Source organism: Bacillus sp. FSL K6-1005, from assembly GCF_038000225.1.
Taxonomy (GTDB): domain Bacteria; phylum Bacillota; class Bacilli; order Bacillales; family Bacillaceae; genus Bacillus; species Bacillus mojavensis.
Genome location: NZ_JBBOBP010000001.1, coordinates 3,320,485 through 3,337,619 on the forward strand (window position 1 = coordinate 3,320,485; position 17,135 = coordinate 3,337,619).

Annotated in this window: 7 protein-coding genes, 5 rRNA genes and 1 pseudogene; 5 read left to right on the top strand and 8 right to left on the bottom strand. The window is 47.8% G+C overall.

Annotated elements, in window-relative coordinates:
* Nucleotides 1-197: 197 nt before the first annotated feature.
* From btr to NST16_RS17100, 5 genes are all read left to right on the top strand, one after another.
* Nucleotides 198-1,775, top strand: a complete 1,578-nt coding sequence (btr, locus tag NST16_RS17080) for a bacillibactin transport transcriptional regulator Btr (RefSeq protein WP_340888414.1) — start codon at nt 198-200, stop codon at nt 1,773-1,775.
* A gap of 90 nt (nt 1,776-1,865) precedes the next feature.
* Nucleotides 1,866-2,819 (top strand): iron ABC transporter substrate-binding protein FeuA, encoded by a 954-nt coding sequence (gene feuA / locus NST16_RS17085; RefSeq protein WP_103672608.1) that lies wholly within the window; start codon nt 1,866-1,868, stop codon nt 2,817-2,819.
* Between the two features lie 18 nt (nt 2,820-2,837).
* Complete coding sequence (locus tag NST16_RS17090; protein ID WP_340887730.1) at nt 2,838-3,842, top strand: FecCD family ABC transporter permease; 1,005 nt, start codon at nt 2,838-2,840, stop codon at nt 3,840-3,842.
* A complete protein-coding gene (feuC, locus tag NST16_RS17095; RefSeq protein WP_010332799.1) occupies nt 3,835-4,845 on the top strand; it encodes an iron ABC transporter permease FeuC in 1,011 nt (336 codons plus the stop codon). The genes NST16_RS17090 and feuC overlap by 8 nt, the downstream gene beginning before the upstream one ends.
* Nucleotides 4,842-5,594 (top strand): alpha/beta hydrolase, encoded by a 753-nt coding sequence (locus NST16_RS17100; protein WP_340887731.1) that lies wholly within the window; start codon nt 4,842-4,844, stop codon nt 5,592-5,594. Before feuC ends, NST16_RS17100 begins: the two co-directional genes overlap by 4 nt.
* A gap of 10 nt (nt 5,595-5,604) precedes the next feature.
* On the opposite strand, the gene NST16_RS17105 is transcribed toward NST16_RS17100, so the two are convergent.
* From NST16_RS17105 to NST16_RS17140, 8 genes and pseudogenes are all read right to left on the bottom strand, one after another.
* Nucleotides 5,605-6,525 (bottom strand): bile acid:sodium symporter family protein, encoded by a 921-nt coding sequence (locus tag NST16_RS17105; protein WP_268444521.1) that lies wholly within the window; start codon nt 6,523-6,525, stop codon nt 5,605-5,607.
* A gap of 145 nt (nt 6,526-6,670) precedes the next feature.
* Nucleotides 6,671-8,104, bottom strand: a complete 1,434-nt coding sequence (locus NST16_RS17110; RefSeq protein ID WP_340887732.1) for a SulP family inorganic anion transporter — start codon at nt 8,102-8,104, stop codon at nt 6,671-6,673.
* A 224-nt stretch (nt 8,105-8,328) separates the two neighbouring features.
* A pseudogene (locus NST16_RS17115) lies at nt 8,329-8,821 on the bottom strand (zinc-dependent alcohol dehydrogenase); the annotation flags it as partial.
* 70 nt (nt 8,822-8,891) lie between these two features.
* A 5S ribosomal RNA gene (gene rrf, locus NST16_RS17120) occupies nt 8,892-9,007 on the bottom strand.
* 54 nt (nt 9,008-9,061) lie between these two features.
* Nucleotides 9,062-11,989, bottom strand: a 23S ribosomal RNA gene (locus NST16_RS17125).
* A 169-nt stretch (nt 11,990-12,158) separates the two neighbouring features.
* Nucleotides 12,159-13,708 (bottom strand): 16S ribosomal RNA (locus NST16_RS17130).
* Between the two features lie 193 nt (nt 13,709-13,901).
* Nucleotides 13,902-14,017 (bottom strand): 5S ribosomal RNA (rrf, locus tag NST16_RS17135).
* Between the two features lie 54 nt (nt 14,018-14,071).
* Nucleotides 14,072-16,999, bottom strand: a 23S ribosomal RNA gene (locus NST16_RS17140).
* The 16S, 23S and 5S rRNA genes sit together here, the layout of an rRNA operon.
* Nucleotides 17,000-17,135 lie beyond the last annotated feature (136 nt).

Below are 17,135 nucleotides of genomic sequence, written 5' to 3' on the forward strand. Positions count from 1 at the left end.
ACACGTGTAACATTCTCTTACCCAACAAAAGCTTGATCATTTTCCCTTGCCCGCTTTTGCGGCAAGGGTTTTTATATACAAAAACAACACGCTTTATATAGGAAAACTTTCATTTATTTGGTACAATCTTATTGAAAATGATTATCAATTAAGCGAGCGTTTCTGAAAAGGTGGTCTTCTCCTTGCAAAACTCAAAGATGATTTATCATCCTGTACAAATTGAATATATGAAGAAAACGAGTGATCTCTTCTCAGAACAGCAGTTGGTTGACTCATTCGTGCTGATCTTTCATTTAAAAGGAGATGGACATATTTCTATCGGAACGAGAACCGTGCCTCTCCAAAAAAAGACACTGTATGTTTGTCCGCCTCATGAAACATTCGGTATTACACCAGCAGAAGAGAGAAATATAGATGTTTGTCTGATCAGGCTTCACTGCTATACAGCGGAAACCCAGCAAGATCTCTTAAAACCATGCACTGAAACTGATTTATCCACTCTAAACCTTGTGAATGTTTCACATATCGAAAACCTTTCAGCCCGGCTTCAAGAACTTGCTGAAATATGGACAGACTCATCACAGCTTTCTCAATTGAAATGTGTGATCGAGGTTCAGAGCCTGATTTATGACCTATTCACAGCCAATGTCTCTGATCAAAGCGATACACAGACAGCGCTCGAAAAAACAAAACAATATATCGAAACTCATGCCGATAGAAAAATTACACTAGGCCAGCTCTCACAAATGGCGGGAATCAGCCCCAAGCATTACAGCGAAACCTTTAAAAAGTGGACAGGTCAGAGCGTAACAGAATTTATCACAAAAACGCGAATCACTCGAGCGAAGCGGCTCATGGCAAGATCCAACTGTAAACTGAAGGAAATCGCCCATCAAACCGGCTATCAAGATGAATTTTATTTCAGCAGAATCTTTAAAAAACACACAGGCTGTTCTCCAACAAGCTATATGAAAAAACGCCGGAAAAAAATAGCCGCCTATGGAAAGGGAACAATGGGGCAGCTCATTCCTCTCCATCATATACCGTTTGCAGCCGCACTCCATCCAAAATGGACGGCTTACTATTATCAGCATTACTCAGCAGACATTCCAGTTCAGCTCAACGCATACCGGTTTAATGAAAAATGGGAGGAAAACCTTCATACATTGTCCCAAGCTGAACCCGATATCATTTTCAGCATGGATTCTGTCTCTTCAGAAGAACAAAAGCGCCTGAACAGCATTGCAGAAGTATGTTACCTTCCTTCAGAAGAAAACTGGAGAGCTCACTTTCTGCAAACCGCCTCGTTTTTAAATGAAGAATCGGAAGCTGAAAAGTGGCTCGCAGCCTATGACAAGCAGACCGCTGCCGCTAAAAAGACATTGCTGCACACTCAAGAGTTTCGCTTTCTCTTTCTTCGTCTGCACAAGCAGAGCTTTTATATGGCACATAATCGCAGCGTCCGCGAAGTCTTCTTTGAAGATTTAGGGTTCCAATCGGCTGAATCGGCTGACACGCCTTCAGAACAAGCGATTTCATTAGAAGACATCACAAATTGCCAAGCTGACTGTATCATGCTCTTCCTTTTTAAAGAGCCGGAAACCATTGCCTATTATCAACAAATAAAACAGTCAGAAATATGGCAAAACCTAAGCGCAGTGCGGAACGGACGTGTGTATCACCTCTCTTCAGACCCATGGAATGAATACTCGGCTTGCGGGCACGAGCGGATTGTTCAGCAAACCATTTCTATGCTATCCGGCGATAGTCCATGATAAATATGGAATTTGTCCATGGTGTTATGTCTGTTCATTCTCTATAATTCCAATTGATAATAGTTATCAATTGAACAGGAGGCACTATAGATGAAAAAGCTATCTCTTACCTTATTAATCTTGCTGCTCGCCCTGACGGCGGCAGCTTGCGGCAGCAAGGAAGAATCCTCTGCCAGCAAAGCGAGCGGCACAAAGTCCGAGAAAAAGAAAATCGAGTATTTGGATAAAACGTACGAAGTAAATGTACCGACAGATAAGATTGCCATTACGGGTAGCGTTGAATCCATGGAAGACGCTAAACTGCTTGACGTTCATCCGCAGGGTGCAATCTCATTTTCAGGAAAATTCCCTGAAATGTTTAAGGACATCACTGATAAAGCAACACCTACAGGGGAAAAAATGGAACCAAACATTGAAAAAATTCTCGAGATGCAGCCAGATGTGATCTTGGCATCTACAAAGTTCCCTGAGAAAACCCTGCAAAAAATAAGCACGGCCGGCACGACCATTCCGGTTTCTCACATCTCATCAAACTGGAAGGAAAACATGATGCTGCTTGCCCAGCTGACCGGAAAAGAGAAAAAAGCCAAAAAAATCATTGCCGACTATGAACAGGATCTAAAAGAAACAAAAACGAAAATTGATAAACAAGCAAAAAATTCAAAAGCGCTTGTCATCAGAATCAGACAAGGAAATATTTACATTTATCCTGAACAAGTGTACTTCAACTCAACTCTTTATGGCGACTTAGGCCTTAAAGCGCCGAATGAAGTCAAAGCCGCAAAAGCGCAAGAGCTGATTTCATTAGAAAAACTCAGTGAAATGAACCCTGACCACATTTTCGTCCAATTTTCTGATGATGAAAATGCGGATAAACCTGATGCATTAAAAGATTTAGAGAAAAATCCAATCTGGAAAAGCCTCACAGCAGTCAAAGAAGATCATGTGTACGTCAATTCAGTTGATCCTCTCGCACAAGGCGGTACGGCTTGGAGCAAAGTCCGCTTCCTGAAAGCGGCATCTGAAAAATTAACACAAGACTAAATTAGAGTAGGTTTTTGTATGTATTCAAAACAGTGGACACGTATCATTTTGATTACTTCTCCATTTGCTATTGCATTATCATTGCTGCTTTCCGTCCTCTATGGCGCAAAGCAGCTTAATGCTGATATGGTCTTTGCATCACTTTTTCATTTTGATCCGGGAAACACAGACCATCAAATCATATGGCACTCCCGGATTCCAAGGGCTGCCGGCGCTCTGCTCATTGGGGCAGCCCTTGCTGTATCTGGAGCGCTCATGCAAGGCATCACACGCAATTATTTGGCATCGCCCTCAATTATGGGTGTTTCAGATGGTTCCGCCTTTATCATCACGCTTTGTATGGTTCTGCTTCCGCAATCATCTTCGCTTGAAATGATCATTTACTCTTTTATCGGCTCCGCATTTGGAGCTGCATTGGTATTCGGTCTGGCAACAATGCTGCCTAACGGGTTTACGCCTGTACAGCTAGCCATCATTGGCACTGTCACAAGCATGCTGCTAAATAGTTTAGCAGCTGCCATATCGATCTATTTTCAAATTTCACAGGATCTGAGTTTTTGGTACAGCGCCAGACTTCATCAAATGAGCCCCGACTTTCTGAAGCTTGCCGTTCCATTTTTTCTTGCTGGTATCGTCATAGCTGTCTCTCTCAGCAAAAAGGTGACCGCTGTTTCACTAGGTGACGATATTTCTAAGAGTTTGGGCCAAAAGAAAAAAACGATCAAAATCATGGCAATGCTCTCTGTCATCATTTTAACCGGAAGTGCCGTAGCGCTTGCCGGAAAAATTGCGTTTGTCGGTTTAGTCGTTCCGCATATCACAAGATTTCTCGTCGGCTCGGATTATAACAGACTGATTCCTTGTTCCTGCATTTTGGGCGGAATCTTTTTAACGCTGTGCGATCTCGCCAGCAGATTTATCAATTACCCATTTGAAACACCGATTGAGGTTGTGACTTCTATTATCGGCGTTCCTTTCTTCCTTTATTTGATCAAACGAAAAGGAGGAGAGCAAAATGGCTAAAAAATATGCATTGTTAATCATATTGATTCTCCTTGTCAGCTATTTCAGCATGACCAGCGGATCGTTTTCTGTTCGTCCGACAGAGCTGCTCTCCACTCTTTTTCAGATCAATCCCAATCCGCAGTATGAAGTTTTGCTGTTTGACTTAAGACTTCCGCGGATTGTCATGGCAGCCATTATCGGACTCGGACTTGGCATAGCAGGAGCTGTCATTCAGGCCATCACACGAAACGGCCTTGCAGACCCGGGAATATTGGGAATCAATGCCGGAGCAGGGGCAGGCATTGTGGCGTTTATGCTGTTGTTCCAAGGCCAGAAGGAAGTAACTTCAATCGTCGCGGCGATGGGAATGCCGTTTTTCGGCCTGATCGGCGGACTGGCTGCTGCAGTCATGATTTACATATTCGCTTGGAACAGAGGCAATTTAGATTCAGGCAGAATTATTCTGGTAGGAATCGCGATTAATTCGGGCTTCAGCGCCTTGTCTTTGTTTTTATCCTTAAAAATGGACCCGCAAGATTATGAAATGGCCATGGTATGGAAAAACGGAAGCATCTGGTCGGCGAACTGGACATATATCACAGCTGTTCTTCCGTGGATGCTGCTGTTTATTCCTATTCTTTTGGCCAAGTCTCGTTTGCTTGATACCATCCGCTTTGACGAAGACACGGTTAGAAGCCTTGGCATTTCATCAAATAAAGAAAAAACCATTCTGCTCGTCGCCTGTGTCGCCATCATCAGCGCCTGTGTCTCTGTGGCGGGAAGCATGGCATTTGTCGGCTTAATCGCGCCCCATATTTCCCGGAGATTGGCCGGTATCGAACACCGCTATATTTTGCCTTTGAGCGGCTTGATCGGCATGCTGCTTGTATTGAGCGCGGATTTTGCCGGGAAACTGTTTTTCCAGCCCGCAGAAGTGCCAGCCGGCATTATTTTGGCGATACTCGGTGTTCCGTATTTCTTATACCTGCTTTTCAAGCAAAAAAAGGGGGAGAACGTTTGAACGGATCTTTATCAGAGCATAAGGCGGGCGACAGGATGTTCAAGCTGTATCTCCCTCCTTCCTACAGTACGGACAGCAGGGCATTTCCTTCTGTTTACGTACAGGATGGCGGTTCTTTGTTTCAAAATCAACTAGAACTGATAGAAAGCAGGTTCCATCAAAACAGGGTGCCTGAGCTCGTGCTGATCGGTATAGAGCCTAAAAATCGAATTGACGAGTACACTCCTTGGCCCGCCGCATCACTCAGTGATCAGTTTCCAGACTTCGGAGGTAAGGGGTCTGACTATCTATCTGAAATAACAAACCGGCTCATTCCGTTTGTGGAAGAAAATTGGAATGTCTCCAGAAGAGCACAATCCAGAGGTATAATCGGCGCCTCATTAGGCGGCCTCATCTCGATGTTCGCCTTTCTGAGACATCCATCATTATTTGGAAATATAGGATCTCTTTCAAGTTCATACTGGTACGAGAACGCAGCAGAAACCATAGATACTGCCGCTGTAAGGCCCGATTCAACGCGTATTTATATGTCTGTCGGCAGTGAAGAAGGCGCTGGAAAACAATCGATTCAGCAGACGATGTTGCAAAAAACAAAATACGTATACGAGAGCCTAAAAGAAAAAGGCTTCACTCAAGATCAGCTGTGTCTCGTCATTGAGAAAGGGGCGGTGCACCACCGCAAGTATTTCTGTAAACAATTTATCAATGCCCTTGAATGGCTATACGGAAAAAACCGCTCTATCATATGAGCGGTTTTTTTCATGCCTTCTGCAAGACGGGTTTTAATTCGAAACGGTTCAGCATATAGCCGAACAAAGCAGCCAGGATTTGCTGAAACAGCATGCCAATCACAACCGGAACGGCTACCTGGGACGGAAAGAAGGTGACGGCAAGAACAGCGCCGGCACTGATATTCCTCATGCCACCCGTAAAAATAAGAGAGACAATTTCCTCCTGCCGCCTTTTCATCATTTTTCCGATAAGCCACGCGGCAGCATACCCGGTTAACGCGATACAAAAAACAGTAACAGCAATCCCTAAAAATCTTAAATCAATCGCTTTGAAATAAGGAGCTATCACAGAGCTGTTAATCGCAATCACGGCCATCAGGCACAGCTTTGAAAAGGGTGATAGCGTACTGCTCAATGCTGCGGTTCTTTCTGGAGATGACATCTGATTAAACAGCATGCCCAGGAATGAAGGAATCACCACCATCACAACCAGACCCTTCATCATTCCCCAGACATCCATGTGAACCTGGGCACCGGCCAGCACAGAAAGACTCAGCGGAACGATTAACGGCGACAACACGGTATCAATCAATATGATAGAAAGCGTCAAACCGACATTCCCTTTGTACATTGCAGCCCAAATCAAGCTCGTAATCCCTGTAGGAATGACAACAGCTAATGTCAAACCGGTGATCGTTAATGGATCGCCTTGAAATATGAGATGTCCGCTGCCCCAGGCGAAAAGCGGCATAAAAATATGAAGAACAAATAATGCAAGAATCATAGGAAGAGGGTGCGCCAAGGCGTGTCTCAAAGATTGAAAGTTCGCACTCAAGCTGCCCGCAAACGTAATAAACGCAAATATCCAAGGCACCGCGCTTTCATATCCATTTAAAAACTGAGACAGCAGGACGCCAAGCACAACACTAGTCGGTGTCAAAAGCGGCATGACTTTCCCCAATACACGGTTCAGCTTCTGAAGCATTATATACAAGTCCCCTATTAAAAATTTCTTTCTCTCTATTATATCAATGCAGTTCAACCATATGTTATATAAAAAAGCCCAGATCTCATCAATCTGGACTTTCACACTTTTATGCCATCTGTTTCATAAGGGCTTTACTTGCATTGTTCAGCCCTTTTAACTCAGCTTCAATTCCTTGCTCTTTAAACTTTGCGACAATCTTATCAAGCGCAGCCGCTCCTGAATCATCCCATACGTGAGCATCGGTCAAGTCAATGACAACTCGTTCAATATCCTCATCAAAGATAAACGCATTTGTAAGATCAGTCACTGACGCAAAAAAGATCTGTCCCTTGACTTGATACGTTCTCAGCTTTTGATCTTCTGCATGAGAAACGATTTTCAGCTTCGAGATTTTGGCTACAAAGAAAACGGCACTTAACAGAACACCGACGAATACGCCTTTCGATAAGTCATCCGTCACGACAACCGTAATCACCGTCACAACCATTACAATTGAATCTGTGATCGGCGCTTTTTTCAAGCCTTTTAAAGAAGACCAATCAAATGTGCCGACAGACACCATAACCATAACAGCCACTAACGCAGCCATCGGAATGTTTACAACAACTTGACTCAAAACGGCAATTAAAAACATAAGAAAAGCACCGGCAATAAAGGCTGATAACCGCCCGCGGCCGCCCGCTTTTGTATTAATAACAGATTGTCCGATCATAGCGCAGCCCGCCATACCGCCAAAAAATCCAGTGACGATATTTGCGATTCCCTGTCCGCGGCTTTCTTTATTTTTATCACTGTCTGTATCCGTCATTTCATCAATAATCTGTGCAGTCAGCAAAGACTCAAGCAAACCGACAAACGCCAGAGCAATGGAATAAGGAAAAATGATTTTAAGCGTATCGAAGGTAAACGGAACATCAGGAATGAGAAAATGAGGCAATGAACTAGAGATATTGCCCATATCTCCAACCGTCCGCACATCCACATGGAAAGTGACCGCAATAATCGTCATCACTATAATTGCGACAAGCGGAGATGGCACCGCAGTCGTAAACCTAGGCAGTACATAAATAATAACCAATGATCCGGCAAGCATCGCATACATGCTCCAAGATGCACCTGCAAACTGAGGCAGCTGCGCAGAGAAAATAAGAATTGCCAGCGCATTTACAAACCCGATCATCACAGAACGAGGAATGAATTTCATTAATCTCGCAATTTTACTGATGCCTAAAATCACCTGAATAACACCTGTCAAAATGGTAGCCGCAAATAAATACTGAAGCCCGTAATCGGCAACCAGTGACACCATCACTACCGCCATCGAGCCAGTCGCAGCCGAAATCATCCCCGGTCTTCCGCCAAAAATAGAAATAATAATGGCTATACAAAATGAAGCATAAAGACCAACCATTGGATCAACACCGGCAATAATCGAGAAACCAATTGCTTCAGGTATTAAGGCTAACGCCACCAAAATTCCAGCAAGAGTATCTTTTCGGATATTACCGAACCACTGCTGTTTCAATGTAAAACGATTCAAATATAACGACTCCTTTTTAAAAATAAATCCGCACCGTTTCTGTTGTATTGGGAGCTTAATTATTTTACGGAAGAAAACGAAAAGAAAAACTTTCGGAGAAAAAGGGGAAACGTTGAGTATAGTGTATTGAGGTAAGGAGTTATTATACAAAGAGTATCATAATAAATTTTAATCAAATGTGCAAGGTCAAATACTGAAGAAAAAAATGGATGAGCCATTTGCCATCAGATCATATCAGGATCAGAAACTAGAATCGTTTTGACTGCTTGAATATCTTTCCTGTCATTAGATGTCGAGTCTATTCCCATTAAGCTTTGTATGGCGGACTCAAATTTCTCCAGCGTCGTTTCTTCCGTTATGAGCTCAGAAAGCTGCGGCATATCTACAGCGCATGAAACCGCGTCCTCCATGGTCTGCCGAGCCTCTACGATTCCAACGATCGTAACCCAGTTAGAAAGCAATTGAAAAGGCCTGATTTTCTTTCATAGGTATCATCAAACCCCATCGGCAATGAACGGATAAGGCCCAATCAAGCTGATTGCCGATCGCGTCAAAGATCACATCGAACTTTCTTCCTTGATTAATGCGTCTGACCACCTCCGCAGTTAAATCCTACGGGTGATAAACATAATCGGATAACCGGTGTGCCGCTTCTGTTCGATACTCTCCCACTTCAGTTGCAATCGTCAGTCTTGATAATTTTTTTACCATCATTTGAAAAGAATCAGTACAGATATAAAAAAAGAACAAAATAAAAGACCAGTTCAGTTGAACTAGTCTTTACCTTGCTTGGCGGCGTCCTACTCTCACAGGGGGAAACCCCCGACTACCATCGGCGCTGAAGAGCTTAACTTCCGTGTTCGGCATGGGAACGGGTGTGACCTCTTCGCTATCGCCACCAAACAATTTGAGAGTGTTCTCTCAAAACTAGATAACAGGTGTGACATCATTAGAAATTAGGTTAAGTCCTCGATCGATTAGTATCTGTCAGCTCCATGTGTCGCCACACTTCCACCTCAGACCTATCAACCTGATCATCTTTCAGGGATCTTACTTCCTTGCGGAATGGGAAATCTCATCTTGAGGGGGGCTTCATGCTTAGATGCTTTCAGCACTTATCCCGTCCGCACATAGCTACCCAGCGATGCCCTTGGCAGAACAACTGGTACACCAGCGGTGCGTCCATCCCGGTCCTCTCGTACTAAGGACAGCTCCTCTCAAATTTCCTGCGCCCGCGACGGATAGGGACCGAACTGTCTCACGACGTTCTGAACCCAGCTCGCGTACCGCTTTAATGGGCGAACAGCCCAACCCTTGGGACCGACTACAGCCCCAGGATGCGATGAGCCGACATCGAGGTGCCAAACCTCCCCGTCGATGTGGACTCTTGGGGGAGATAAGCCTGTTATCCCCGGGGTAGCTTTTATCCGTTGAGCGATGGCCCTTCCATGCGGAACCACCGGATCACTAAGCCCGACTTTCGTCCCTGCTCGACTTGTAGGTCTCGCAGTCAAGCTCCCTTGTGCCTTTACACTCTGCGAATGATTTCCAACCATTCTGAGGGAACCTTTGGGCGCCTCCGTTACCTTTTAGGAGGCGACCGCCCCAGTCAAACTGCCCACCTGACACTGTCTCCCCGCCCGATAAGGGCGGCGGGTTAGAAGGTCAATACAGCCAGGGTAGTATCCCACCGATGCCTCCACCGAAGCTGGCGCTCCGGTTTCCAAGGCTCCTACCTATCCTGTACAAGCTGTACCAACATTCAATATCAGGCTGCAGTAAAGCTCCACGGGGTCTTTCCGTCCTGTCGCGGGTAACCTGCATCTTCACAGGTACTATAATTTCACCGAGTCTCTCGTTGAGACAGTGCCCAGATCGTTGCGCCTTTCGTGCGGGTCGGAACTTACCCGACAAGGAATTTCGCTACCTTAGGACCGTTATAGTTACGGCCGCCGTTTACTGGGGCTTCAATTCGCACCTTCGCTTACGCTAAGCGCTCCTCTTAACCTTCCAGCACCGGGCAGGCGTCAGCCCCTATACTTCGCCTTACGGCTTCGCAGAGACCTGTGTTTTTGCTAAACAGTCGCCTGGGCCTATTCACTGCGGCTCTCTCGGGCTTTCACCCTAACAGAGCACCCCTTCTCCCGAAGTTACGGGGTCATTTTGCCGAGTTCCTTAACGAGAGTTCTCTCGATCACCTTAGGATTCTCTCCTCGCCTACCTGTGTCGGTTTGCGGTACGGGCACCTCTCACCTCGCTAGAGGCTTTTCTTGGCAGTGTGGAATCAGGAACTTCGCTACTAAATTTCGCTCGCCATCACAGCTCAGCCTTATGGGAAACGGATTTGCCTATTTCCCAGCCTAACTGCTTGGACGCGGATATCCAATACCGCGCTTACCCTATCCTCCTGCGTCCCCCCATTGCTCAAATGGTGAGGAGGTGGTACAGGAATATCAACCTGTTGTCCATCGCCTACGCCTTTCGGCCTCGGCTTAGGTCCCGACTAACCCTGAGCGGACGAGCCTTCCTCAGGAAACCTTAGGCATTCGGTGGAGGGGATTCTCACCCCTCTTTCGCTACTCATACCGGCATTCTCACTTCTAAGCGCTCCACCAGTCCTTCCGGTCTGGCTTCACAGCCCTTAGAACGCTCTCCTACCACTGTTCGAAGAACAGTCCGCAGCTTCGGTGATACGTTTAGCCCCGGTACATTTTCGGCGCAGAGTCACTCGACCAGTGAGCTATTACGCACTCTTTAAATGGTGGCTGCTTCTAAGCCAACATCCTGGTTGTCTAAGCAACTCCACATCCTTTTCCACTTAACGTATACTTTGGGACCTTAGCTGGCGGTCTGGGCTGTTTCCCTTTCGACTACGGATCTTATCACTCGCAGTCTGACTCCCAAGGATAAGTCATTGGCATTCGGAGTTTGACTGAATTCGGTAACCCGGTAGGGGCCCCTAGTCCAATCAGTGCTCTACCTCCAAGACTCTTACCTTGAGGCTAGCCCTAAAGCTATTTCGGAGAGAACCAGCTATCTCCAGGTTCGATTGGCATTTCACCCCTACCCACACCTCATCCCCGCACTTTTCAACGTGCGTGGGTTCGGGCCTCCATTCAGTGTTACCTGAACTTCACCCTGGACATGGGTAGATCACCTGGTTTCGGGTCTACGACCACGTACTCATGCGCCCTATTCAGACTCGCTTTCGCTGCGGCTCCGCATCTTCTGCTTAACCTTGCACGGGATCGTAACTCGCCGGTTCATTCTACAAAAGGCACGCCATCACCCGTTAACGGGCTCTGACTACTTGTAGGCACACGGTTTCAGGATCTCTTTCACTCCCCTTCCGGGGTGCTTTTCACCTTTCCCTCACGGTACTGGTTCACTATCGGTCACTAGGGAGTATTTAGCCTTGGGAGATGGTCCTCCCGGATTCCGACGGAATTTCACGTGTTCCGCCGTACTCAGGATCCACTCTGGAGAGAACGAAGTTTTGACTACAGGGCTGTTACCTTCTATGGCGGGCCTTTCCAGACCTCTTCATCTACCTCGTTCCTTTGTAACTCCGTATAGAGTGTCCTACAACCCCAAGAGGCAAGCCTCTTGGTTTGGGCTAATCCCGTTTCGCTCGCCGCTACTCAGGGAATCGCATTTGCTTTCTCTTCCTCCGGGTACTTAGATGTTTCAGTTCCCCGGGTCTGCCTTCTCATATCCTATGAATTCAGATATGGATACCACTCCATTACGAGTGGTGGGTTTCCCCATTCGGAAATCTCCGGATCAAAGCTTGCTTACAGCTCCCCGAAGCATATCGGTGTTCGTCCCGTCCTTCATCGGCTCCTAGTGCCAAGGCATCCACCGTGCGCCCTTTCTAACTTAACCGTTAAAAAGAATCACTATGTGATATCTTGTGTTACTAATTGAATGTGATGTCTACTGTTATCTAGTTTTCAAAGAACACGTTTCGAAGGAATGATCCTTCAAAACTAAACAAGACAGGGAACGTTCTGTTTATAAGACCCAAGGTCTTATATTCCGTAAATATCCTTAGAAAGGAGGTGATCCAGCCGCACCTTCCGATACGGCTACCTTGTTACGACTTCACCCCAATCATCTGTCCCACCTTCGGCGGCTGGCTCCATAAAGGTTACCTCACCGACTTCGGGTGTTACAAACTCTCGTGGTGTGACGGGCGGTGTGTACAAGGCCCGGGAACGTATTCACCGCGGCATGCTGATCCGCGATTACTAGCGATTCCAGCTTCACGCAGTCGAGTTGCAGACTGCGATCCGAACTGAGAACAGATTTGTGGGATTGGCTTAACCTCGCGGTTTCGCTGCCCTTTGTTCTGTCCATTGTAGCACGTGTGTAGCCCAGGTCATAAGGGGCATGATGATTTGACGTCATCCCCACCTTCCTCCGGTTTGTCACCGGCAGTCACCTTAGAGTGCCCAACTGAATGCTGGCAACTAAGATCAAGGGTTGCGCTCGTTGCGGGACTTAACCCAACATCTCACGACACGAGCTGACGACAACCATGCACCACCTGTCACTCTGCCCCCGAAGGGGACGTCCTATCTCTAGGATTGTCAGAGGATGTCAAGACCTGGTAAGGTTCTTCGCGTTGCTTCGAATTAAACCACATGCTCCACCGCTTGTGCGGGCCCCCGTCAATTCCTTTGAGTTTCAGTCTTGCGACCGTACTCCCCAGGCGGAGTGCTTAATGCGTTAGCTGCAGCACTAAGGGGCGGAAACCCCCTAACACTTAGCACTCATCGTTTACGGCGTGGACTACCAGGGTATCTAATCCTGTTCGCTCCCCACGCTTTCGCTCCTCAGCGTCAGTTACAGACCAGAGAGTCGCCTTCGCCACTGGTGTTCCTCCACATCTCTACGCATTTCACCGCTACACGTGGAATTCCACTCTCCTCTTCTGCACTCAAGTTCCCCAGTTTCCAATGACCCTCCCCGGTTGAGCCGGGGGCTTTCACATCAGACTTAAGGAACCGCCTGCGAGCCCTTTACGCCCAATAATTCCGGACAACGCTTGCCACCTACGTATTACCGCGGCTGCTGGCACGTAGTTAGCCGTGGCTTTCTGGTTAGGTACCGTCAAGGTACCGCCCTATTCGAACGGTACTTGTTCTTCCCTAACAACAGAGCTTTACGATCCGAAAACCTTCATCACTCACGCGGCGTTGCTCCGTCAGACTTTCGTCCATTGCGGAAGATTCCCTACTGCTGCCTCCCGTAGGAGTCTGGGCCGTGTCTCAGTCCCAGTGTGGCCGATCACCCTCTCAGGTCGGCTACGCATCGTTGCCTTGGTGAGCCGTTACCTCACCAACTAGCTAATGCGCCGCGGGTCCATCTGTAAGTGGTAGCCGAAGCCACCTTTTATGTTTGAACCATGCGGTTCAAACAAGCATCCGGTATTAGCCCCGGTTTCCCGGAGTTATCCCAGTCTTACAGGCAGGTTACCCACGTGTTACTCACCCGTCCGCCGCTAACATCAGGGAGCAAGCTCCCATCTGTCCGCTCGACTTGCATGTATTAGGCACGCCGCCAGCGTTCGTCCTGAGCCAGGATCAAACTCTCCGATAAAGTAGTTTGACTGACTACGCACATCGCTGTGCGATTTTATAATAAAACTTGAATTAACAGGTACGTTTTGTCTTGTTTAGTTTTCAAAGATCATTTTGTTTATCGCTTTGTTAAAGCAACTTTATTAGTATACAACGTCGCTTTCTCAAAGTCAACAACTTTTTATATCTTTTAATTGCACTAACGTGCAATTGCTTGGCGGCGTCCTACTCTCACAGGGGGAAACCCCCGACTACCATCGGCGCTGAAGAGCTTAACTTCCGTGTTCGGCATGGGAACGGGTGTGACCTCTTCGCTATCGCCACCAAACAATTTGAGAGTGTTCTCTCAAAACTAGATAACAGGTGTGACATCATTAGAAATTAGGTTAAGTCCTCGATCGATTAGTATCTGTCAGCTCCATGTGTCGCCACACTTCCACCTCAGACCTATCAACCTGATCATCTTTCAGGGATCTTACTTCCTTGCGGAATGGGAAATCTCATCTTGAGGGGGGCTTCATGCTTAGATGCTTTCAGCACTTATCCCGTCCGCACATAGCTACCCAGCGATGCCCTTGGCAGAACAACTGGTACACCAGCGGTGCGTCCATCCCGGTCCTCTCGTACTAAGGACAGCTCCTCTCAAATTTCCTGCGCCCGCGACGGATAGGGACCGAACTGTCTCACGACGTTCTGAACCCAGCTCGCGTACCGCTTTAATGGGCGAACAGCCCAACCCTTGGGACCGACTACAGCCCCAGGATGCGATGAGCCGACATCGAGGTGCCAAACCTCCCCGTCGATGTGGACTCTTGGGGGAGATAAGCCTGTTATCCCCGGGGTAGCTTTTATCCGTTGAGCGATGGCCCTTCCATGCGGAACCACCGGATCACTAAGCCCGACTTTCGTCCCTGCTCGACTTGTAGGTCTCGCAGTCAAGCTCCCTTGTGCCTTTACACTCTGCGAATGATTTCCAACCATTCTGAGGGAACCTTTGGGCGCCTCCGTTACCTTTTAGGAGGCGACCGCCCCAGTCAAACTGCCCACCTGACACTGTCTCCCCGCCCGATAAGGGCGGCGGGTTAGAAGGTCAATACAGCCAGGGTAGTATCCCACCGATGCCTCCACCGAAGCTGGCGCTCCGGTTTCCAAGGCTCCTACCTATCCTGTACAAGCTGTACCAACATTCAATATCAGGCTGCAGTAAAGCTCCACGGGGTCTTTCCGTCCTGTCGCGGGTAACCTGCATCTTCACAGGTACTATAATTTCACCGAGTCTCTCGTTGAGACAGTGCCCAGATCGTTGCGCCTTTCGTGCGGGTCGGAACTTACCCGACAAGGAATTTCGCTACCTTAGGACCGTTATAGTTACGGCCGCCGTTTACTGGGGCTTCAATTCGCACCTTCGCTTACGCTAAGCGCTCCTCTTAACCTTCCAGCACCGGGCAGGCGTCAGCCCCTATACTTCGCCTTACGGCTTCGCAGAGACCTGTGTTTTTGCTAAACAGTCGCCTGGGCCTATTCACTGCGGCTCTCTCGGGCTTTCACCCTAACAGAGCACCCCTTCTCCCGAAGTTACGGGGTCATTTTGCCGAGTTCCTTAACGAGAGTTCTCTCGATCACCTTAGGATTCTCTCCTCGCCTACCTGTGTCGGTTTGCGGTACGGGCACCTCTCACCTCGCTAGAGGCTTTTCTTGGCAGTGTGGAATCAGGAACTTCGCTACTAAATTTCGCTCGCCATCACAGCTCAGCCTTATGGGAAACGGATTTGCCTATTTCCCAGCCTAACTGCTTGGACGCGGATATCCAATACCGCGCTTACCCTATCCTCCTGCGTCCCCCCATTGCTCAAATGGTGAGGAGGTGGTACAGGAATATCAACCTGTTGTCCATCGCCTACGCCTTTCGGCCTCGGCTTAGGTCCCGACTAACCCTGAGCGGACGAGCCTTCCTCAGGAAACCTTAGGCATTCGGTGGAGGGGATTCTCACCCCTCTTTCGCTACTCATACCGGCATTCTCACTTCTAAGCGCTCCACCAGTCCTTCCGGTCTGGCTTCACAGCCCTTAGAACGCTCTCCTACCACTGTTCGAAGAACAGTCCGCAGCTTCGGTGATACGTTTAGCCCCGGTACATTTTCGGCGCAGAGTCACTCGACCAGTGAGCTATTACGCACTCTTTAAATGGTGGCTGCTTCTAAGCCAACATCCTGGTTGTCTAAGCAACTCCACATCCTTTTCCACTTAACGTATACTTTGGGACCTTAGCTGGCGGTCTGGGCTGTTTCCCTTTCGACTACGGATCTTATCACTCGCAGTCTGACTCCCAAGGATAAGTCATTGGCATTCGGAGTTTGACTGAATTCGGTAACCCGGTAGGGGCCCCTAGTCCAATCAGTGCTCTACCTCCAAGACTCTTACCTTGAGGCTAGCCCTAAAGCTATTTCGGAGAGAACCAGCTATCTCCAGGTTCGATTGGCATTTCACCCCTACCCACACCTCATCCCCGCACTTTTCAACGTGCGTGGGTTCGGGCCTCCATTCAGTGTTACCTGAACTTCACCCTGGACATGGGTAGATCACCTGGTTTCGGGTCTACGACCACGTACTCATGCGCCCTATTCAGACTCGCTTTCGCTGCGGCTCCGCATCTTCTGCTTAACCTTGCACGGGATCGTAACTCGCCGGTTCATTCTACAAAAGGCACGCCATCACCCGTTAACGGGCTCTGACTACTTGTAGGCACACGGTTTCAGGATCTCTTTCACTCCCCTTCCGGGGTGCTTTTCACCTTTCCCTCACGGTACTGGTTCACTATCGGTCACTAGGGAGTATTTAGCCTTGGGAGATGGTCCTCCCGGATTCCGACGGAATTTCACGTGTTCCGCCGTACTCAGGATCCACTCTGGAGAGAACGAAGTTTTGACTACAGGGCTGTTACCTTCTATGGCGGGCCTTTCCAGACCTCTTCATCTACCTCGTTCCTTTGTAACTCCGTATAGAGTGTCCTACAACCCCAAGAGGCAAGCCTCTTGGTTTGGGCTAATCCCGTTTCGCTCGCCGCTACTCAGGGAATCGCATTTGCTTTCTCTTCCTCCGGGTACTTAGATGTTTCAGTTCCCCGGGTCTGCCTTCTCATATCCTATGAATTCAGATATGGATACCACTCCATTACGAGTGGTGGGTTTCCCCATTCGGAAATCTCCGGATCAAAGCTTGCTTACAGCTCCCCGAAGCATATCGGTGTTCGTCCCGTCCTTCATCGGCTCCTAGTGCCAAGGCATCCACCGTGCGCCCTTTCTAACTTAACCGTTAAAAAGAATCACTATGTGATATCTTGTGTTACTAATTGAATGTGATGTCTACTGTTATCTAGTTTTCAAAGAACACGTTTCGAAGGAATGATCCTTCAAAACTAAACAAGACAGGGAACGTTCTGTTTATAAG

Coding starts and splice junctions, on each gene's coding strand:
- btr (WP_340888414.1), top strand. CDS start 198: ATGATTTATCATCCTGTACAAATTGAATATATGAAGAAAACGAGTGAT.
- feuA (WP_103672608.1), top strand. CDS start 1,866: ATGAAAAAGCTATCTCTTACCTTATTAATCTTGCTGCTCGCCCTGACG.
- NST16_RS17090 (WP_340887730.1), top strand. CDS start 2,838: ATGTATTCAAAACAGTGGACACGTATCATTTTGATTACTTCTCCATTT.
- feuC (WP_010332799.1), top strand. CDS start 3,835: ATGGCTAAAAAATATGCATTGTTAATCATATTGATTCTCCTTGTCAGC.
- NST16_RS17105 (WP_268444521.1), bottom strand. CDS start 6,525: ATGCCGCTTTTGACACCGACTAGTGTTGTGCTTGGCGTCCTGCTGTCT.